We start from the raw sequence: 19476 nt of genomic DNA, 5'->3' as shown, positions 1-19476 counted from the left end.
GTGATCATTCCGCAATCATTACGCTGCGCTTCCGCATACGCCCGGTAATCTGCGAGTAACCTTCGATCAGCCTGATGGTGCAGAACAGCACGCGTGGCTTGCTTTCGATCAGCGAGGCGGTGTACCCAGGCTGGGAGGCATATGTGGATGGCCTGCCGACGCCGATCGTGCGCGCGAACGGCTTGCAGCGCGCGGTGATCTTGCCGCCGGCGCTGGCCGGGCAGCCGCACGAGGTGACGTTCGTCTACCGGCCGCTCAGCGCGCGGCTCGGCACTGCGCTCTCGCTGTTTGCGCTGGCGGTCGCGGCGGGGCTGCTGGCGGTCGTGGCGATCGACCTGCCCTGGCCACGGCCGTGGCGGGCCGCGCCGGCGCCGCAGATCGCACCGTAGCCACGCCTGGTGCTGTTCGCTTGATCACGTATGAGTTGTATTTGCGTACCATGGCGAAGCCACGTAGTGCAATACAATTCAGGACTTACGCAGTTGCGCTGTTCGGCTTTCCGAAGCCGTGCAAGGTGCCTGCGGCAGCACGGTACTTTTTGATCATTGTAAAAAGTGTGCGGTTTTTCCGCGCACAGCGCAGAAAAACCGCACACCTCTACGGAACAAGGTACCGCTCTGCCTGAAGGCCGAGCTCGCCAAACTGCGTAAGCCGGTAACAAATACAGGGCCAAATTTGGGGGCGGCGCCGCCCCCAAACCCCCACCACGTAAATTGTGTTTAGCCCACCACGCGCGACTCGGCGCGCTCCAGCCACTCGGCCGGCGTCCACTCGTGGGCATCGAGCGGCAGCGTAAACGAAAACGTCGTGCCGCTGCCCTCGTTGGTGTCGAACCAGATCTCGCCGCCATGCAGCTCGACCAGCCGCTTGGTGATGCTCAGGCCCAGCCCGGTGCCGCCGACCTCGTCGCGCAGCGGGTTGTCGGCGCGGAAGAACGGTGTGAAAATATAGCGCCGCGCGTCTTCGCTGATGCCCACGCCGGTGTCGCGTATATCGATGCGCAGGCGATTGCCGCCATTCCGCAGCGTAATATCGACATGCCCGCCCATCGGGGTGTATTTGCACGCGTTGCTCACCAGGTTCACGGCGATCTGGCGCAGGCGCTGGCGATCGGCCATGATCCGCGGCAAGCTCTGCTGCACATCGATCGCCAGCGAGATCGAGCGCTCGGTGAACTGCGAGTACAGCGACTCGCCCACCTCGTACAGCACCTCGGCCACATCCACCGCCTCGCGGCGCAGCCGGATCTCGCCGGCCTCGACCTTCGAGACGTCCAGCAGGTCGTCGATCAGCTCGACCAGCCGCGCCACGTTGGTCTTCACCACTTTCAAAAACTCGCTCTGCGACGGGCTCACCGGCCCGAGCGTGCCGAGCAGCAGCAGGTCGACATAGCCGCGAATCGACGTGAGCGGCGTGCGCAGCTCGTGCGAGGCAGTGGCGATGAACTCGCTCTTGAGCCGGTCGGCCAGCACTTCGCGCGTAATATCGTGGTACACCACCACGCCACCCAGCCACTCGCCGCCGGCCGAGCGCACCGGCGCAAAGTGCGCGTGCAGCGAGCGCTCGCCCACCTGCAGCTGCTGCACGCCCTCGGGCTGCGCCTGCTGCATTTCAAACGGCACGCCGGGCAGGTCGGTCATCTGCCGGCCGAGAAACGCCTGCGAGCGCACGCCGAGGATCGCCTCGGCGGCCGGGTTGATCATGCGAATGCGTCCGAGCCGGTCGCACACCACTACGCCATCGCCGATCGAGCGCAGGATCGCGAATGTCTTGCTGATCTCTTCCTCGCGCTGCCGCACGGTGATGCCTAGACGCTCGCTCTGCTCGGAGACATAGCGGTACAGCTGGGCCTTGGAAAGCGCCACCGCCAGCTGGCCGGCCGCAGCCTGTGCAAGCTGCCCGTGCTCCTCGCGGAAGTGCTCGGGGGCCGAGTGCACCAGCACCAGCACGCCTAGCGGCTCGCCTTCGAGCATAAGCGGCGCGGCCAGCGCCGATCGCTCGGCCGCACCCGCGTCGGGGCCGGCCGCCCAGCGCGTGTCGCGATCGGTATCGTTCACCACCGCAAACTGGCGGTTGGCCAGCACCCACCCGGCCAGCGCCTGCGTCCGCTCGAGGCCAATGCTAGCGGCGGCGCTGCCGGAAACCACCCCGTGCTGCGGGTCGCAGGCGGTGCGAAATACCAGCCGCCCGCTGGTCGGCTCCACCAGCATGATCCCGCCGCGCTCGGCGCCGGTGGCCTGGGCCAGCAAGCCCAGCGCCTTGCTGAGCACCTCGCGCTCGTCGAGCGTCACCGCCAGCGTCCGCACGATCCGGTACAGCGTCTCGGCGCGGTCGCGCGCCTGGGCTAGCTCTTCGCGGCCGCGCTCGATCGTCGCGGTCGCGTCGATCACGCGCTGCTCCATGGTGCTGTAGAGCGCGGTGTTGTCGAGCGCGGCCGCAGCCTGGTTGGCCAGCAGCTCGAGCAGCGGCAGCGCCTCTTCCAGCGCGTCCTGCTGCTTGTGCGCCGCCGACACCGTCAGCAGGCCGTGCACCTCGGCCAGCTGGCTGCTGAGCGGCAGTACCAGGTGGCGCTGGTTGCGCAGCGACCGGAATGGCAGCTGGTCGGCGCGGTAGGTGCTCTGGCCCACGCGCCGCGACGGGCTCAGCAGCGGCGCAAACGACTCCCACGGCATCTGCAAGCCTTCCACTGCCGTAAGCCGCCGACCGCTGGCGCCGATCGCCACAGTCACGTTCACCACGCCGGCGTGCCAATCGACCTGGCTGAGCGTCACGCAGTCGAAGTTGCCGCTGGCCTGCACGGCCATCGCCACCTCTTCCAGCACCTGGCCGGGCTGGCTGGTGACGCGCAGCCGGTTCGAAAGGCGCAGAAACTCGTGCAGCACGCGCTCGCGGCGCTGCGACCTGGCGCGCACGCCCTCTTCGATCGAGAGCGCGCGGTACAGCACCACGCCCACCAGCCCAACGCCGGCCGCGCGCAGCGCCCACGTCAGCCCCAGCGGGATGAGCTCGGGCATCGGCACGCGCAGCAGAAACAGGCCGTCGGCCAGCCACACCAGCACCAGCAGCCCGGCAGCCCAGCGCCCGCGCAGCAGCAGCGGCGTAGCCGTGGATACCAGCAGCAGCGCCACCCACATGGGCGAGCGCGCGCCGCCGGTCAGGGCGATCAGACCAAGCGCCGCAGCCGTTTCGGCCAGCAGCAGGCCCAGCGCCAGCGGGCGCTGGCGCTCGCGCCGTCCGCGCCCGAGAAACATCCCCGTGAGCGGCGCGGCGATCACCAGCACGATCAAAAACAGCGCCACAGACAGCTGGCCAACCGTGTTCGCCACCTGAATCGACGCCAGCACCAGCAGCGCCAGCGCGAATGTCGCGTACCCAAGCGCGACCCAGCGGCGCGTCAGCAGCCCACTAAACGAGCTGACCGATGGCTTCGGACGGATCAATGCGCATCCTCCAGCGAGCGCGGAAGATCGAAAGCGCGATTGTCGTGCCCGTTTGTCGTTCGATCTTCCGCGTTCATTGTTTCAAGCGTCAGCGCCAGCCCGATTGTGCCCCAGAACAGCGCCACCATATGGCTGAATTCAATGTTAAAGAAATAGTGATCGAGCAGCCCGACTGCTAGCGCGGCCACAATCGCCGCCTGCAGCCCCAGCAGCGCCGCGCCGCGCTCGTCGTCGTGCCGGGCGAACGCCTGGCGCATGGCTGGCAGGCTACGCGCGAAAAACGCCGCCATCAGGCCCAGAAACCAGAACAAGCCCACCAGGCCGACGCGCTCGGCCAGCGCCAGGTAGATGCTCGATACCCCCACGCCCAGGTCGATATCCGGCCCGCTGCTACCGAAGCCAATGCCAAAGATCGGGTAGCGGCGGATGATCTCGAGCGCGTTCTGGAACTCGCCCAGGCGCATCTGGTTGGCCTGGTCGCGAAACTGGATGCCCTCGGTGACGCGCGTGACAAACTGGCCGCCCACGCCAAAGGCAAGGTACAGCAGCAGCACCAGCCCGGCCGCGCCGGCCACCGGCCACCACAGCTTGCGGTAGCGCAGCGTGGCCACGTACAGGGTGCCGACCATCAGGCCGCCCAGCGCCCCGCGCGACTGCGTCAGAAACGTCGCCAGCGCCAGCGCGGCGGCCATCGGGTAGAGCCAGCGCCGCGCCAGCAGCGGGCGCTCGGCCACCGCCTGCGTCACGGCGAACGCGCCTACCAGCGCCAGCATACCGCCGAAGCTGTTCGGATCGACGGCCAGGCCAATCGCCCGCTCGACGCCGCTCGGGTCGTCGGCCACGAAGCGCAGCACGCGCCCGCTGGTAGGGTAGCCGATCCGGCCAAAGGCCACCAGGATCTGCTCGGCGAGCGCATTCGGCAGCGCGAACAGCGCCAGCCCGATCAGCGCCGAGGCCGCGCCGCCCAGCAGCAGCAGCCGCAGCGCCAGCCGCGCCTGCGCCGGCGTGCGCACGCAGTTGGCCACGCTAAAGAAGAACAGCACCGCCAGCACAAACTTGAAGTAGTTGTGCAGCGTCAGCGAGTCGGGGCTGGCGTTCGAGCCAAGCACAAACGAGAACAGCGTCACGCCCAGAAAGCCCAGCAGCGGCAGGCCTAGCGGCGTCAGCTCGAGCGCGTCGTCGGGGCGGGTGAGCAGGCGCAGCAGCCACACCGCCAGCAGCGCCAGCAGGGCTAGCTCGAGGAAGTTTGGGGTAATCACCGCCTTGAACGGCAGCGTGCCAAACGGCAGGATCGTGGCGACGAAGAGCGCAAGCGCCAGGCCGACGCTGGTATAGCGCAGCATGAGGTACACAAGCGCTAGCGCCAGCAGCGCGGCAAAGCCGGCCCACACCGGCCCAAATGCCACGGCGGCGCCACCTGCCAATCCCAGCGCGACGGCCAAAGCACCGATGGCGCTATTCCGCAGCATGGCGCTGCGTTCGAACAGCGTGCTCAGGCGCGCGCGTCGATTGTCAAGGATTGAACTCACAATCGGCTATATACCACCATCGCCCGAATCAAGCAACACGCCATGGCTATTGTACTACAAATAGCAGTAATCTCATAGCCCTCAGAGCTTGTTTGCAGGGCTCGTGCAACGTCGGCCCTCTCCACCCCATACCCCCTCTCCCGCGCGCGGGGAGATATTGTTGGCTGTGTGGGGCGACCGCACCACACAGCCAGATGTGTTACCCCTCCCCTGTCAGGGGAGGGGTCGACAGACGTTGCACGAGCCCTGAGCTTGTTTGAAAGGGGGTGTGCGAGGGGCTGCCCCTCGCACTTCGCTGCGGTAGGCGTTGACGCCAGCCAGGCGCTCGCATATACTGCTAGCGCCGCGAGCCGCTAGCAGAAAGGAACAACACAGTGAGTACCCCGCTTCGCATCACTGTCTGGAATGAATACCGCCACGAGCTTCACGCCGATCACCCGGCCAGCACGATCTACCCCGAGGGCATCCACGGCGCAATCGCCGCCGGGCTGCGCGAGCACGGCGACTTCGCGGTGCGCACCGCGACGCTCGACGAGCCCGAGCACGGGCTGAGCGAGGCCGTGCTGGCCGAAACCGATGTGCTGCTGTGGTGGGGGCATATGGCGCACGGCGAGGTGCGCGACGAGGTGGTGGCGCGCGTGCATGCGCGCGTGCTCGACGGCATGGGCCTGATTGTGCTGCACTCCGGGCACTTCTCGAAGATCTTCAAGCGCCTGATGGGCACCAGCTGCGACCTCAAGTGGCGCGAGGCCGACGACCACGAGCGGATCTGGGTGGTCGAGCCGAGCCACCCGATTGCCGCCGGGCTGCCCGAGTGCATCGAGCTTGGCGCCGAAGAGATGTACGGCGAGCGCTTCGACATCCCCGCGCCCGAGGCACTGGTGTTCGTCAGCTGGTTTACCGGCGGCGAGGTGTTTCGCAGCGGGTGCTGCTACACCCGCGGGCGTGGCAAGATCTTCTACTTCCGCCCCGGCCACGAAAGCTACCCGACCTACTTCAACCCCCAGGTGCGCCAGGTGATCGCCAATGCCGCACGGTGGGCCGCGCCCTCGGGCGGGCCGGCGCCGGTGTTTGGCAACGCCAAGCCGCGCGAGGCGTAGCGGCGCAGGCAAAATTGCCGGTTGCGCAGGCCGGGCTACCCAAAGCAGGGCTCGTGTAAAGGTTGTTTTCCTCCCCATAGTGGAAGAGGTAGGGGAGGGGTCAAAAGACCTTGCCCGAGCCCTGCTACTCCAAGAAGCGGTACTGCAGCAGCGCCATAATCGCGTAGAAGCCCTGGCTGGGCTTCATTTTTTTGCCCTCTTCGTAGGTGCGGCCAAGGTAGCTCACCGGCACCTCGTAGATGCGGTGGCCGCGCTTCAGCACCTTGGCGGCGATCTCGGGCTCGAGCCGGAAGTCGTTGCTCTTCAGGTCCAGGTCGCGCATGATCTCGGTGCGCATCACCTTATAGCACGTCTCCATGTCCGAGAGCCAGCAGTTGAACAGGAAGTTGGTGAGGAACGTCAGGCTCTTGTTGCCCAGCGCATTCCAGAAGTACATGCCGGTGTGGCGCCCCAGAAAGCGCGAGCCAAACACCACGTTCACGCGGCCCTCGGCGATCGGGCGCACCAGCTCGTAGTAATCTTCAGGGTCGTACTCAAGGTCGGCGTCCTGGATGATCACAATCTCGCCGGTGGCGCGCGCGAGGCCGCTGCGCACCGCCGCGCCCTTGCCCCGGTTGGCCGGGTGGCGCACTACCACCATGGCCGGGTCGCGCGCGGCCTCGCGCTCGAGGATCTCAAAGGTTTTGTCCGACGAATGGTCGTCAACGGCGACGATCTGCTTGTCGAGCTTCACCGCTCGCACTTTCTCGAGAATAGCCGGGAGCGTTGCCGCCTCGTTGTAGCACGGCATGATCACCGAAAGTTGCATGCACTCACCGCATTGCCAGTAAGACAATCGGCACGGCGATTAGCGCGATCACGGCGAGCAGGCCAACCAGCAGCTTGAGCTGCTCGGCGCTGCGCCGTGCTGCCAGCTGCTCGCGCAGCGCCGGGTCGTAGGGCACGTTGGGCTGCTCGTCGAACAGCACGCTGCTTAGCGTGCCGGGCGAGTGCAACATGCCGTCGACAATCGCACGCACCAGCTGGCTCGCCGTCACAAATGGCGGCGCCCAGTAGGCGGTGTCGGCGCTGATCGGTTTGCCGCTGAGCGAGCAGAACAGCTGCTCTTCGATCACGGCGGGCTTGCTGACGATCGGCTGTTCGGCGTAGTCGATGGCCATGGTCGAATCCTCCTGTGCTACGATGTAAACTGTGTTGTGTTCCGGTGTGCCGGCTCGCTGGCCGGTTGGTCGCGGCGCGCGGTGCTCAGTCGCTGCGCGCCGCTATACCCAGCCTGCTAGCGGTACTGGCGTACAAACTGGTCGATCCGGTCGAGCGCCGCTTCGATCTTGTCGAGCGACGAGGCGTAGCAGGCGCGCACAAAGCCCGCGCCGCTCGGCCCGAACGCGTCGCCGGGGATCACCGCCACGTGCCGCTCGACCAGCAGGCGCTCGCAGAATTCCTCGCTCGTGAGGCCTAGGTGCCCCACCTGCGGGAACACATAGAACGCGCCCTGCGCCTCAAAGGTCGGCAGGCCGATCTGGTTCAAACCGTCGACGATCACCCGGCGCCGCCGATCATACTCGGCGACCATCTGGCGCACGTCGTTTTCGCCTTCGCGCAGGGCTTCGAGGCCGGCATACTGCGCGATCGTGGGCGCGGACATTATCGCGTACTGGTGGATTTTGCGCGTTGCCGCGGTGACGTCGGCCGGGGCGGCAAGCCAGCCCAGGCGCCAGCCCGTCATCGCGTATGCTTTAGAAAAACCGCCCAGCAGCACGGTTCGGTTACGCATGCCCGGCAGCGAGGCGAAGCATGTATGCTCGACGCCGTAGACAAGCCGGTCGTAAATCTCATCCGAGAACACCAGCAAGTCGTGCTTTTCGGCCAGCGCGGCGATCTCGAGCAGCCGCTCGCGCGGCATCACCGCGCCGGTGGGGTTGTTCGGGTAGCCGATCAGGATCGCGCGCGTGCGCGGCGTGATCGCCGCCTCGATCGCCGCGCCAGTCACCTGAAACGCCTGCTCGACCGAAGTAGACACCGGCACCGGCGTGCCGCCGGCAAACACCACCGCAGCCGGGTAGGCCACAAAGCTCGGCTCGGGGATGATCACTTCGTCGCCAGGGTTGATCGTGGCCAGCATGGCGTTCTGCAGCGCCTCGCTCACGCCGACGGTGATCAGCAGCTCGGCCTCGGGGTCGTACGAAATGCCGTAGAGCTGGGCGATGTGCCCGGCCAGCGCCTCGCGCAGCTCGAGCAGCCCCGAGTTCGAGGTGTAGGCGGTGCGGCCTTCGTTCAGCGCCTGCACGCCGGCGGCGCGGATATGATCGGGCGTGACGAAATCGGGCTCGCCGATGCCGAGCGAGATCACCTCGGGCATCTGCGCGGCGATGTCGAAAAACCGCCGGATGCCCGAGGGCGGCACCTTCGCGACACGCTCCGCGATCCGTTCGTGGGTCATACCTCAATTCCTCCTGGCCGGCGTGGCTCGGCCGATAGTCGCGTATCGACGACCGCAGACGGCGCGAGCGCTGTGCGGGCGTATCTTAGCATACCCATTCTGGCGCGGCTATGCGCCAACGGATGACCACAGTACTATCTTGCGGCCAGCACTGGTACCGCCAGCGCCCGGCCCTCAAAGCTTGCCTGAAAAGCCTGTGTACCCCCAAGGCGCCAAGCGGTCATACGCTGAGCAAGCACCACCACGACATCATCTTGGTGTCTTCGTGTCTTGGTGGTTCCGTCTCAGACAATTTCTCAGCCAACAACTCGCAGCACCAGCCGGAACAGGCCGGGCGCCAGGTCGTAGAGCGATGTCAGCCACTCATACCAGGGCACCAGCACCTCGCCGTGGGTGCGCCGCCGGATGGCCCGCACTGTTGCGTCGGCGACCTGCTCGCTCGTGCACGAAAACCACCTGGTAATACGCGGGTATTGCTCCCACCCGCTGCGCTGCTGAAACCCCGTCGCCGCCAGGCCCGGGCAGAGCAGCGCGCAGCGCACGCCGGTTCCCTCCAGCTCGACCATCAGCGTGCGCGCCAGCCCGACCAGCGCGTGCTTCGAGGCGCTGTAGTAGCCCATATTCTTCGTCGCCACCAGGCCCATCCCCGACGACATCACCACCACGTGGCCGCTGCGCCGCCGCAGCATGTCGGGCAGAAACGCCTTGACGCTGCGCGCGACGCCGACGACGTTCACGTCGAGCATCTCTTCGAGGTCTTCCACCCGCGCGCGCGCGATCGGGTCGAACACGCCAAAGCCGGCGTTGGCCACCAGCACGTCGACATGCCCGAAGCGCTCGAGCGCCGTCGCCGCCAGGCGCTCTACGTCGGCGGCGCTGCCGACATCGGTGGGCACTGCCAGCGCGCGGCCCTCGCGCGCCCCCAGCTCGCCGGCCAGCCGCTCGAGCGGCGCGGGCGAGCGCGCGGCCAGCACCAAGCGCGCGCCCGCAGCCGCGCAGCGGCGGGCGATCTGCTCGCCAAAGCCGCTCGAAGCCCCGGTAATGACGATCACTTTGTCGCGAAGTTCCACGGCCTACCCTTCCACTGCCGCCAGCGCTCACGCGGCGCGGCCCCCGGCATCAGCCCTCGGGCGCGGGCCGCTCCTGGTCGAGTCCGATCCAGATCTGGTACACCAGGCTTTTGTTCAGGCCCAGCTCGCGCGCCACCAGCCGCGCCGCCGCGCTGCCGCTCTTGCCCATGTCGCGCAGCTGGCGCAGGCGCGCGGCCACCTCGGCCTCGCTGGGCAGCTGATCGTCGATCGGCGCGGGCGGCGCGCTCGGCGCAGCGGCGCCCGGCGCGGGCTTGCGCGCCACCGGCCAGCGCCGGCCCTCGACCACCAGCGTAAAATCGCCGCGCGGCCGGTGCTCGCGGTAGTGCGCCAGCGCCTGGCTGATCCGCTCGCGCCGAAACTCCTCGTGCGCCTTCGTCAGGTCGCGCGCCACGGCCATGCGCCGGTCGCCCATGATCGCCAGCAGATCGACGAGCGCGTCGGCCAGGCGGTGCGGCGCCTCGAAGCACACCAGCGTCTGCGGCGCGTCGGCCAGCGTGTGCAGCAGCGCGCGCCGCTCGGCGCCGCGCCGTGGCAGAAACCCCAGGCATGTGAACTGGTCGGTCGGCAGGCCCGCCGCCACCCGCGCGGCGATCGGCGCGCTCGGGCCTGGCAGCGACACCACGGCAAAGCCGGCCGCAATGCAGGCGCTCACCAGCTCGAAGCCAGGGTCGGCCATGCCCGGCGTGCCGGCGTTCGACACCAGCGCGACATCGCCATTCGCCAGCGCGGTGAGCAGGTCGTCGACCTTTGAGAGCCGGTTGTGCTCGTGGTACGAGATGCACATCGATCTGGTGGCGCGCGAGCGGCCGCTGCGCCTGGCGCGTGTCTTCGGCCGCGACAAGCCCAACCTCGCGGAGTACGCGCAGCGCGCGCAGCGTGATATCCTCGGGGTTGCCAAGCGGCGTACTGACCGAATACAGCGTGCCCATCGCGGCGGCGCCTTTCATTCGCACATTTGCATTAAGGGCGCAAGTCTACGAGCTAGGGGGTTTACTGTCAAGTAATACCAGATCGCTTGATGACGTACACTTTGTGTGGCGTAAGCTTAATGCGCATGGGGGCGGCTTCGCCGCCCCCAAATTTCTTTTTCTTGTGCGGCGGCTGATTCGCACGCAGCCGCGATGTGTGGAGCAATGCAGCCGTGCCAGCCTCAGCGCCGCGCGCGCATGCCTCAGGGCCAGCCCACACCGGCCGGCGCGCCACGAGGCATGCGCCACCAGCGCCGCACTCGCTCCGGCCTGCCGCTCACCCATATCGCCGTCCTGTCCAAAAGGTCAGTTTCGATAGTATTTTCTTGACAAAGCCAAAACGCGAGTGCTATACTCAGGGCGCCAAATGATTTGAGGCATCGTAATCAACAGGAATGCCGCATGACCCCCGAGCACCGCGAACAAGGCGAGACGCGCCTGCAGATCGTGCAGCTGCTGCGCCGGCACGGCCAGATGACCGCCGCCGAGCTGAGCGACGCGCTTGGGATCGGCGCGGTGGGCATCCGCCAGCACCTGGCCATGCTCGACCGCGACGGCCTCGTGTGCACCACCGGCGTGCGGCGTGGCGTCGGGCGGCCCAGCCACCTGTACGGCCTCACCAGCCAGGCCGACACACTGTTCCCCAAACGCTACGACCGGCTGGCCATGGACGCGCTGGCGTTTGTCGAGGCGCAGGGCGGCGTGGCCGCGATCGATCAGCTGTTCGAGGCACGCCGCTTGCAGCTTGCCCGGCAGCTAGCACCGCGCCTCGCCGGCAAAGCTCGCGCCGAGCAAGTTGCCGAGCTTGCCGCAGCGCTCACCGAGCAAGGCTACATGTGCGAGTTTCAGCACCACGCCGACGGCAGCTACACACTCACCGAGCACAACTGCCCCGTCGACTGTGTAGCGCGCGATTACCCGCAGGCGTGCGAGCACGAGCTGAAGCTCTACGAGGATGTGCTGGGCACGCCGCTGGTGCGCGAAGATCTAATCGCCGAAGGCGGCACATGCTGCCGCTACCGCATCGGCCCTGGCTAGATCTGGGCGCATACGCGCTTGGCCACCGATTTGTGAAGGGCGCGCGGAACGACCGCGCGCGATCTGTGATTGGGTAAGGAGGACTTCGATGGCTTTCACATTGCCGCCGCTGCCGTACGACTATAGTGCGCTCGAGCCGCACATCGATACGCAGACGATGCAGATCCACCACGACAAGCACCACGCCGCGTATGTTACCAACGCCAACGCCGCCCTCGAGAGCTACGCCGACCTGCAGAAGTACAGCGCCGAGGAGCTGCTCAAGCACATCAACGACGTGCCCGAGGCCATCCGCGCCGCCGTGCGCAACAACGTCGGCGGCCACGTCAACCACACCCTGTTCTGGGAGATCATGGGGCCGGGTGGCGGCGGTGAGCCCACCGACGCGCTAGCCCAAGCGATCAACACCGCGTTTGGCAGCTTTGCCGACCTCAAGGCTAAGATCAACGACGCCGGCGTCAAGCGCTTCGGCAGCGGCTGGTCGTGGCTGGTGCTAGGCGCCGACGGTAAACTTCAGGTGATCAGCACCGCCAACCAGGATAGCCCGCTGATGGACGGCCAGACCCCGATCCTGGGCGTCGACGTGTGGGAGCACGCCTACTACCTCAAATACCAGAACCTGCGCGCGAAATATCTCGAGGCCTGGTGGAACACGGTCAACTGGAAAGAAGTGGCAAAGCGCTTCGGCAGCTAGCTTGCCAAAGGGATGCATTTTCGCGCGTCAGAGCGCGAAAGCATCTGCGGGGGCGGCAAAGCCGCTCCCGCTCACCCACCAATCCGGGAGATGTGGGCTTCCCAGGTTCCTGAACGGTAGCACTTCTTTTGCGCTCGGAAGTTGGCGCTCCACGCCAGCATCCGAGCGCCTTCAGCGAAAACCACCTCAGCCCAAGATACAAAACGCCACGTAGATGCAGTACACGACGCGCGCACCGCTATCTATTCGCCCGGCCATAGCCGCCGACCAGCGAGCGATCACCGCGATCGTACGCGCGGCGCGCATCAACCCATTCGGCCTCGACTGGCAGCGCTTTCTGGTGGTCGAGGAGAGCGGCGGGCTGATCGCGGTTGGCCAGGTGAAGCCGCACCGCGACGGCAGCCGCGAGCTGGCTTCGATCGCCGTGGTGCCCGAGTGGCAGGGCCAGGGCCTGGGCGCGGCGGTCGTGCGCGCGTTGCTGGCGCGCGAGCCGGGAACCCTGCACCTGATGTGCGCCAGCCCGACAGTGCCATTCTACCAGCGGTTTGGCTTCTACCAGATCGGCCAGCCGGCCATGCCGCGCTACTTTCGGCGCATGGCCAGCATCGCCGCAGCGCTCAGCCGGATCGCGCGCAATCGCCAGATGAGCCTGGCCGTGATGCGCCGCGACGCAGGCCCGGCCTGAGCTACGAATCGGCCGCCGCGCGCAGCACATTGCGCAGCAGCATCATATTCGTCACCGGCCCGGTGCCGCCCGGCACTGGTGTGATCGCCCCGGCAACCTCGGCGGCGCTCGCAAACTCGACATCGCCAACCATCGATCCGTCGTTCTGCACGTTGATGCCAAAGTCGATCACCACCGCGCCGGGCTTGAGCATATCGCCGCTGATCAGGCCGGCGCGCCCCACCGCCGCCACCACAATATCGGCCTCGCGCACCACTGCCGCAAGGTCGGGCGTGCGCGAGTGCGCAATGGTGACAGTGGCGTGCTCGTGCAGCAGCAGCAGCGCCATCGGCTTGCCGACGATGTTGCTGCGGCCAACCACCACCGCGCGCTTGCCGGCCAGGCTTATGCGGTAGTGCCGCAGCAGCTCCATGCCGCCGGCCGGCGTGTTCGGCAGCAGGCAAGGCAGCCCCTGCGCCAGCCGGCCGGCGCTGGTAGGCGTTACGCCGTCGACATCCTTGCGCGCGTCGATCTGCGCGATCGCGCCGGTGGGGTCGAGCCGCGCAGGCAGCGGGAGCTGCAGCAGAATACCGTGCACGCCCGCGTCGGCGCTGAGCGCGCCGATCGTCCGCTCAAGCGTGGCCTGGCTACTATCGGCAGGCAAGGTATGCAGCGCGAAAGCGATCCCCACGCCCTCGCACGCCCGGCCAATGCTGCGCACGTAGCTATCGGAAGCCGGGTCGCCGTCCACCTGCACCACCGCCAGCGTCGGCGCCGCGCCGCGCGCCTGGCGAAAATCGTAAATTGCGCTTCGTAGCTCCTCGCGCAGCAGCTTGGCAAGCGCGCGGCCCTCGAGAATGGTAGCTGTCATTGTCGTCTTCCATGCAAACTGATTCCATTTGTATTATACAATTGTCGGCGCCGCGCCACGCTGGCGCACGCTTTTTTGCCTGCGGCAGCTACGAAGCTGTCTGAAAGGGGGTGCGCGAGGGGCATAGCCCCTCGCACTTCCCCTTTTTAAACAGGTAGGAGTTACGCACTTGCGCTGTTCGGCTTCCCCAAGCGACGAGATTGAGCCTGCGGCAGCATGATGCGGTTTTTCCGCGCTCCACGCGGAAAAACCGCATACAATACACGAAGAGAGTACCGCTCTGCCGAAGGCTGAGCGCGCCAACTGCGTAAGTCCTAACAGGTTCTAATGAATGGTAAAGCTGGTTTGAGCCATGCCAAAGGAGCAACAGCACATGCGAATGATCGACCTGCGCAGCGACACGGTGACGCTGCCCTCGCCCGCGATGCGCCGCGCGATTGCCGAGGCGCCGCTTGGCGACGATGTGTATGGCGAAGACCCGACGATCAACCGGCTCGAGGCGCTGGCGGCCGAGCGCGTCGGCAAAGAGGCGGCGCTGCTGGTGGTGAGCGGCACCATGGGCAACCTGTGCGCCATCCTGGCCCACTGCGCCCGCGGCGAAGAGGCGATCGTCGGCGATGAGTCGCATATCTACCACTACGAGGCCGGCGGCCCGGCCGTGCTCGGCGGCGTGGCTTTTCACGTGGTGCCTACGCTCCCCAGCGGCGAGCTGCCGCTCGCGGCGCTGGCCGACGCCATCCGCGACCCCGACGACGCGCACGAGGCAATCACACGCCTGATCTGCCTCGAGAACACCCACAACCGCTGCGGCGGCGTGGTGCTGGCGCGCGAGTATATGGCCGGCGTGCACGCGCTGGCCGCCGAGCGCGGGCTGCGCGTGCATCTCGACGGCGCGCGGCTGTTCAACGCGGCAGTGGCCCAGGGCGTCGATGTGCGCGAGATCACGCGCCATGTCGATACCGTTCAGTTCTGCCTATCGAAAGGCCTGGCCGCGCCGGTTGGCTCGATCGTCGCCGGCGACGCGGCGTTTGTGGCGCGGGCGCGCCGCATTCGCAAGCTGGTAGGCGGCGGTATGCGCCAGGCCGGCATCATCGCGGCGGCCGGCATTGTCGCGCTCGAAGAAATGGTCGATCGCCTGGCCGAAGACCACGCCAATGCGCGCATGCTCGCCGAGGGCCTGGCCGGCTTCGCGCCGATCGCGATCGACCTGGCCAGCGTGCAGAGCGATATCGTGATCTTCAGGCTGCAGCCGGGCCACGGCGCCCCGGCCGCGCTGGTGCGCGCGCTGGCCGAGCGCGGCCTGCTGGTGGGCGAGATCGGCCGCGGCTATATCCGCGCCGTCACGCACTATGGCGTCGACGCCAGCGATATCGAAGAGGCGCTCGAGATCGTGCGCGCGACGCTCGCGCTGCTGGCATAGCCCTGAAGCATAGAAAGGCAGCCCGTGCTTACCATCGAACAGCTTTCGCCCGAGGCCGCGCATGCCGCGCTGCCGGCGCTGGCCGATCTGCTCGCCGACAGCGTCGCCAGCGGCGCGTCGATCGGCTTTCTGCCGCCGTTCGGCGCCGCCGAAGCGCGCGACTACTGGGAGGCCGTGATCGCCGATATGCGCCAAGCGAGCCGGCTGCTGCTACTGGCGCGGCGCGATGCCGCGCCCGTGGGCACCGCCCAGCTCGAGCTGGCTACCAAACCCAACGCTCTGCACCGCGCAGAAGTGCAGAAAGTGCTGGTGCACAGCCAGGCGCGCCGCCAGGGCATCGGCCGCGCGCTCATGGCCGCGCTCGCGACCCTGGCGCGCCAGCACGGCCGCAGCCTGCTGGTGCTCGACACGCGCCAGGGCGACCCTTCCGAGCAGCTGTACCGCTCGGCGGGCTACACGCTGGCCGGCACTATTCCGGGCTACGCGCGCAATGCCGATGGCACGCTCGCCGCTACGGCGCTGTATTACCACGTGCTCGAATAATACCAAATTCGCTTGATGGCTTACACTTTGGTGGGGTTTGGGGCGGCTTCGCCGCCCCCATTTTCTAGAGTCTGTTTGAAAAGGGGGTGCGCGAGGGGCTATGCCCCTCGCACTCTTCTGGCGGGTGGCGGCCACAAATGTGGCCGCCACCCGCCGAAAGTGGAAACTTGGAGGGACTTCGTCCCTCCAAACCACCCTTTTCAAACAGCTTCTTATTGTATTGCACGACGTGGCGTAGCCACGTCGTGCAATACAATCGATACGTGATCAAGCGAACAGCGTAGAAGACCCATCGGCGCCTGCCCGGCCCATCCACCTCGTTCTATTGGTTATGCTATAATTAGCCCCAATCGGAAACAGGGGAGCCGGAGGGGCAAAGCTCCTCCGAACCTCCCTGGCGGCGTATGGATGGTAGCTTTGCTACCATCCACACCCCACCAAGAGAGGATTCTTGGGGGCCTGCGGCCCCCAAACCCCCACCAGTGGTATTTCCAATACAGTCTAATTGCGCGGTGGAAAGCGGAGTGCGCTGATGGAGGTGTGTGGTGCCAATTGGAACAATAGCCGGGCACGACGTGCTACTGGCGCCGTCGGTGCTCTCGGCCGATTTCGCTAACCTCGGCGCGGATGCCCGCGCCGCCGCCGCTGCCGGCGCCGACTGGCTGCAGATCGACGTGATGGATGGCGTGTTCGTGCCAAATATCAGCGTTGGCCTGCCGGTGGTCGCGGCGCTGCGCCGCGCCGTCGATCTGACGCTCGACTGCCACCTGATGATCGTGCAGCCCGAGCGCTACGTGGCCGATTTCGTTAAAGCAGGCGCAAACCACGTCACGGTGCACGTCGAGGCGTCGGTGCACCTGCACCGCACGATCCAGCAGATCAAGCAGCTTGGCGTAACGGCCGGCGTCGCGCTTAACCCGTCGACACCACTGAATACGCTCGACGAGATCTTGCCATATGTCGACCTGGTGCTGCTCATGAGCGTGAACCCGGGCTTTGGCGGCCAGGAGTACATCCCAACCAGCACCGCCAAGATCGCCCGGCTGCGCCAGATCCTCGCCGAGCGCGGCCTCGACCACGTGGCGATCCAGGTCGATGGCGGCGTCAGCCAGCGCAATGTCGCCGAGGTGGCCGGCGCTGGCGCCACCAACATCGTCGCAGGGTCGGCGGTGTTCAACAGCCGGCAGACGGTGGCCGAGGCAATCGACGGCATGCGCGCCGCCCTGCGCGAGCGCTAGCGCCGCGCAGCCCCGCACGTGCGACAAGAGGCAGCTCGAACGTGACGCCGATACGCTATACGCCGGCCATGCCGGTGGCGCTGGCCAGCACCCAGCACGACCCCGAGGGCCGGCTGAACGAGCAGATCCGGCGCGCGCTGCCGGCGCTCGGGGCCACTTTTCAGCATATGGCTGTCCAGGCAACCTGCGCAACCCAACCCGGCGCAATCGAGCTGCTGCGCTCGGCTGGCGCGCTCGTGCGCCAGGAGACGACGGCCGAGTTCAATGGGCTCGCCCGGCTCGGCGGCACCCGCCGAGCTGCGCTTGAGCTGGCGCTCAGCACTGGCGCCGAGCACGTGCTGTTCTGCGATTTCGACCGCGCCCTGCACTGGGCCGAGTTTCACCCAGCCGAGCTAGCCCAGGTTGCCGCGCTGATCGGCCAATACGATTTCACCGTGCTCGGCCGCAGCGAGCGCGCCTTCGCCTCGCACCCGCGCACCCAGCGCGACACCGAGGCGATCATCAACCGGGTGTTCGCGCTCACCGGCGGGCACGCGTGGGACGTCACCGCAGCGGCACGCGGTATCTCGCGCGCCGCCGCTGGCGCACTGCTGGCCGGCTGCCCCGACCAGAGCATCGGCACCGATGTGTCGTGGCCGCTGTTTCTGCTGCGCGCCGGCGGCTTTTCGCTCGGCTACGTCGCCACCGAGGGCCTTGAGTTCGAAACCGCCGACCGCTATGCCGACCAGATCGCCGCCGCCGGCGGGCGGGCGCGCTGGATCGAGCAGATCGACGCCGACCCGCAGCAGTGGGCTTTGCGCGTCGAGCTTGCCCAGATCGAGGTGGTGGCCGCGCTGCCGTACACATAGCGCCACTTAGCGCCGCAGTAAGATGCCGAACAGCGCAACTGCGTAAGCCCTAAAGGTCATCCTGGTTGGCCCGGCCCGCCAGGCATCCCGTTACGCGGCCCGCCGCGTAACTCGTGTAGCTGAGAGGAACCAATGCCCAAAGACGGAATAACGCCACGCGCTCAGGACTACTCGCAGTGGTATTTGGATATCGTCCGCGGCGCCGATTTGGCCGACTACGCCGAAGTGGTTCGCGGCTGTATCGTGTTCAAGCCCACGGGCTACGCGCTCTGGGAGGCGATCCAGCGCGGCCTCGACGACCGGATCAAGGCCACCGGGCATATGAATGCCTACTTCCCGCTGCTGATCCCCAAGAGCTTCATCATGAAAGAGGCCGAGCACGTCGAGGGCTTCGCGCCCGAGCTATTCGAAGTCACCCAGATCGGCGCCAACGAGCTGCCCGAGCCGCTGGTGGTGCGCCCCACCTCCGAGACGATCATCGGCTACTTCTACGCAAAATGGATCCGCAGCTACCGCGATCTGCCGCTGCTGATCAACCAGTGGGCCAATGTGATGCGCGCCGAGATGCGCACCCGCCCATTCCTGCGCACCGCCGAGTTCCTCTGGCAAGAGGGCCATACCGTCCACGTCGACGAGGCCGACGCCGAGCGCGAGACGCTCATGATCCTGCACGACGTGTACGCCGACTTCGTCGAAAAGGAGATGGCCGTCCCGGTGATCAAGGGCCTCAAAACCGAAAAAGAGAAGTTCCCCGGCGCGCTGCGCTCGTACTGCATCGAGGCCATGATGCAGGACGGCCGCGCGCTGCAGGCCGGCACGTCGCACAACCTCGGCCAGAACTTCGCCCGCGCCTTTAACATCAGCTACACCGACCAGAACAACACGATCCAGACGGCGTGGACCACCAGCTGGGGCGTCAGCACCCGCCTGATCGGCGCGCTGATCATGGCCCACTCCGACGACGAGGGCCTGGTGGTGCCGCCGCGCCTCGCGCCCACCCAGGTCGTCGTGGTGCCGATCTACAAGAACGACGCCGAGAAAAGCGCAGTGCTCGGCGCTGTCGAGCAGATCACTGCGCCCTGGAAAGGCCGCCTGCGCTTCAAGATCGACGACCGCGAGAACCTTACGCCCGGCTTTAAGTTCAACGAGTGGGAGCTAAAGGGCGTTCCCGTGCGCGTTGAGGTAGGCCCCAAAGATGTCGAGAAGGGCAGCGTGGCGCTGGCCCGCCGCGACATCCCGGGCAAAGCCGGCAAGTCGTTCGTGCCGCAGGCCGGCCTCGCCGAGCATATCGAGCGCCTGCTCGCCGAGATTCAGCAGAGCCTGTACGACCGCGCGCTCAAGTTCCGCGACGACCACACCGCCGACGTACAAACCTACGACGAGCTCAAGGCGCAGATCGAGCGCGGCTTTGCGCGCTGCTACTGGGCTGGCACCACCGAAGACGAAAAGCGCATCCAGGACGAGGTACGCGCGACGATCCGCTGCATTCCGCTCGACCAGCCCGGCACCGGCGGCACCTGCGTATACACCGGCAAGCCTGCTACCCGCCAGGTCATCTTTGCCCGCGCCTACTAGCGGCCCGCGCGTCGTTT

18 protein-coding genes are annotated in these 19476 nt (G+C 66.9%); 10 read left to right on the top strand and 8 right to left on the bottom strand.

Going from position 1 to position 19476, the window contains the following annotated elements:
* The first annotated feature begins 74 nt into the window (after window positions 1-74).
* Window positions 75-389, top strand: coding sequence for a hypothetical protein (locus U0177_RS05665; protein WP_409569626.1), 315 nt, complete (start codon window positions 75-77; stop codon window positions 387-389).
* 330 nt (window positions 390-719) lie between these two features.
* Here the strand turns inward: U0177_RS05665 and U0177_RS05660 are convergent, their stop codons facing one another.
* Window positions 720-3440, bottom strand: coding sequence for an ATP-binding protein (locus U0177_RS05660; RefSeq protein WP_409569625.1), 2721 nt, complete (start codon window positions 3438-3440; stop codon window positions 720-722).
* Window positions 3437-4969: an O-antigen ligase family protein gene (locus U0177_RS05655; protein ID WP_409569624.1), complete on the bottom strand. Its 1533-nt coding sequence runs from the start codon at window positions 4967-4969 to the stop codon at window positions 3437-3439. Before U0177_RS05655 ends, U0177_RS05660 begins: the two co-directional genes overlap by 4 nt.
* Window positions 4970-5343: 374 nt before the next feature.
* Between U0177_RS05655 and U0177_RS05650 the strand changes: the two genes are divergently transcribed.
* Complete coding sequence (locus tag U0177_RS05650) at window positions 5344-6069, top strand: ThuA domain-containing protein (protein WP_409569623.1); 726 nt, start codon at window positions 5344-5346, stop codon at window positions 6067-6069.
* A gap of 124 nt (window positions 6070-6193) precedes the next feature.
* Here U0177_RS05650 and U0177_RS05645 read toward each other — a convergent pair whose 3' ends face one another.
* The 5 genes from U0177_RS05645 to U0177_RS05625 all read right to left on the bottom strand — a co-directional run bounded on the left by U0177_RS05645 (window position 6194) and on the right by U0177_RS05625 (window position 10529).
* Window positions 6194-6877, bottom strand: a complete 684-nt coding sequence (locus U0177_RS05645; RefSeq protein ID WP_409569622.1) for a glycosyltransferase family 2 protein — start codon at window positions 6875-6877, stop codon at window positions 6194-6196.
* A gap of 4 nt (window positions 6878-6881) precedes the next feature.
* Window positions 6882-7229 (bottom strand): hypothetical protein, encoded by a 348-nt coding sequence (locus U0177_RS05640; protein WP_409569621.1) that lies wholly within the window; start codon window positions 7227-7229, stop codon window positions 6882-6884.
* A 116-nt stretch (window positions 7230-7345) separates the two neighbouring features.
* Window positions 7346-8509: an aminotransferase class I/II-fold pyridoxal phosphate-dependent enzyme gene (locus U0177_RS05635; protein WP_409569620.1), complete on the bottom strand. Its 1164-nt coding sequence runs from the start codon at window positions 8507-8509 to the stop codon at window positions 7346-7348.
* A 296-nt stretch (window positions 8510-8805) separates the two neighbouring features.
* Window positions 8806-9579 carry an SDR family NAD(P)-dependent oxidoreductase gene (locus U0177_RS05630; protein ID WP_409569619.1) on the bottom strand — a complete coding sequence of 258 codons (774 nt, stop codon included), beginning with the start codon at window positions 9577-9579 and terminating at the stop codon, window positions 8806-8808.
* Window positions 9558-10529, bottom strand: coding sequence for an SAM-dependent methyltransferase (locus U0177_RS05625; protein WP_409569731.1), 972 nt, complete (start codon window positions 10527-10529; stop codon window positions 9558-9560). The genes U0177_RS05630 and U0177_RS05625 overlap by 22 nt, the downstream gene beginning before the upstream one ends.
* A 441-nt stretch (window positions 10530-10970) precedes the next feature.
* Here U0177_RS05625 and U0177_RS05620 point away from each other — a divergent pair, with 441 nt between their 5' ends.
* From U0177_RS05620 to U0177_RS05610, 3 genes are all read left to right on the top strand, one after another.
* Complete coding sequence (locus U0177_RS05620; RefSeq protein WP_409569618.1) at window positions 10971-11606, top strand: helix-turn-helix transcriptional regulator; 636 nt, start codon at window positions 10971-10973, stop codon at window positions 11604-11606.
* A gap of 88 nt (window positions 11607-11694) precedes the next feature.
* Complete coding sequence (locus tag U0177_RS05615; protein WP_409569617.1) at window positions 11695-12300, top strand: superoxide dismutase; 606 nt, start codon at window positions 11695-11697, stop codon at window positions 12298-12300.
* Between the two features lie 214 nt (window positions 12301-12514).
* Window positions 12515-12985 (top strand): GNAT family N-acetyltransferase, encoded by a 471-nt coding sequence (locus U0177_RS05610; RefSeq protein ID WP_409569616.1) that lies wholly within the window; start codon window positions 12515-12517, stop codon window positions 12983-12985.
* 1 nt (window position 12986) lies between these two features.
* Here the strand turns inward: U0177_RS05610 and U0177_RS05605 are convergent, their stop codons facing one another.
* On the bottom strand, window positions 12987-13835 hold the full coding sequence (locus tag U0177_RS05605) for a bifunctional 5,10-methylenetetrahydrofolate dehydrogenase/5,10-methenyltetrahydrofolate cyclohydrolase (protein ID WP_409569615.1): 849 nt from the start codon (window positions 13833-13835) through the stop codon (window positions 12987-12989).
* A 379-nt stretch (window positions 13836-14214) separates the two neighbouring features.
* On the opposite strand from U0177_RS05605, the gene ltaE reads away from it, so the two are divergent.
* The 5 genes from ltaE to proS all read left to right on the top strand — a co-directional run bounded on the left by ltaE (window position 14215) and on the right by proS (window position 19459).
* Complete coding sequence (gene ltaE, locus U0177_RS05600) at window positions 14215-15255, top strand: low-specificity L-threonine aldolase (RefSeq protein WP_409569730.1); 1041 nt, start codon at window positions 14215-14217, stop codon at window positions 15253-15255.
* 33 nt (window positions 15256-15288) lie between these two features.
* Window positions 15289-15798 carry an N-acetyltransferase family protein gene (locus U0177_RS05595; protein WP_409569729.1) on the top strand — a complete coding sequence of 170 codons (510 nt, stop codon included), beginning with the start codon at window positions 15289-15291 and terminating at the stop codon, window positions 15796-15798.
* A gap of 545 nt (window positions 15799-16343) precedes the next feature.
* A complete protein-coding gene (rpe, locus tag U0177_RS05590; protein ID WP_409569614.1) occupies window positions 16344-17036 on the top strand; it encodes a ribulose-phosphate 3-epimerase in 693 nt (230 codons plus the stop codon).
* 41 nt (window positions 17037-17077) lie between these two features.
* The gene (locus U0177_RS05585; protein WP_409569613.1) at window positions 17078-17884 is read left to right on the top strand and encodes a hypothetical protein; all 807 of its coding nucleotides are present in this window, start codon (window positions 17078-17080) and stop codon (window positions 17882-17884) included.
* A 132-nt stretch (window positions 17885-18016) separates the two neighbouring features.
* Complete coding sequence (gene proS, locus U0177_RS05580) at window positions 18017-19459, top strand: proline--tRNA ligase (RefSeq protein WP_409569612.1); 1443 nt, start codon at window positions 18017-18019, stop codon at window positions 19457-19459.
* Window positions 19460-19476: the final 17 nt, after the last annotated feature.

It is taken from the genome of Kouleothrix sp. (assembly GCF_046328425.1).
Lineage (GTDB): Bacteria > Chloroflexota > Chloroflexia > Chloroflexales > Roseiflexaceae > Kouleothrix.
This window is presented reverse-complemented; position numbering and strand designations above follow the sequence as displayed.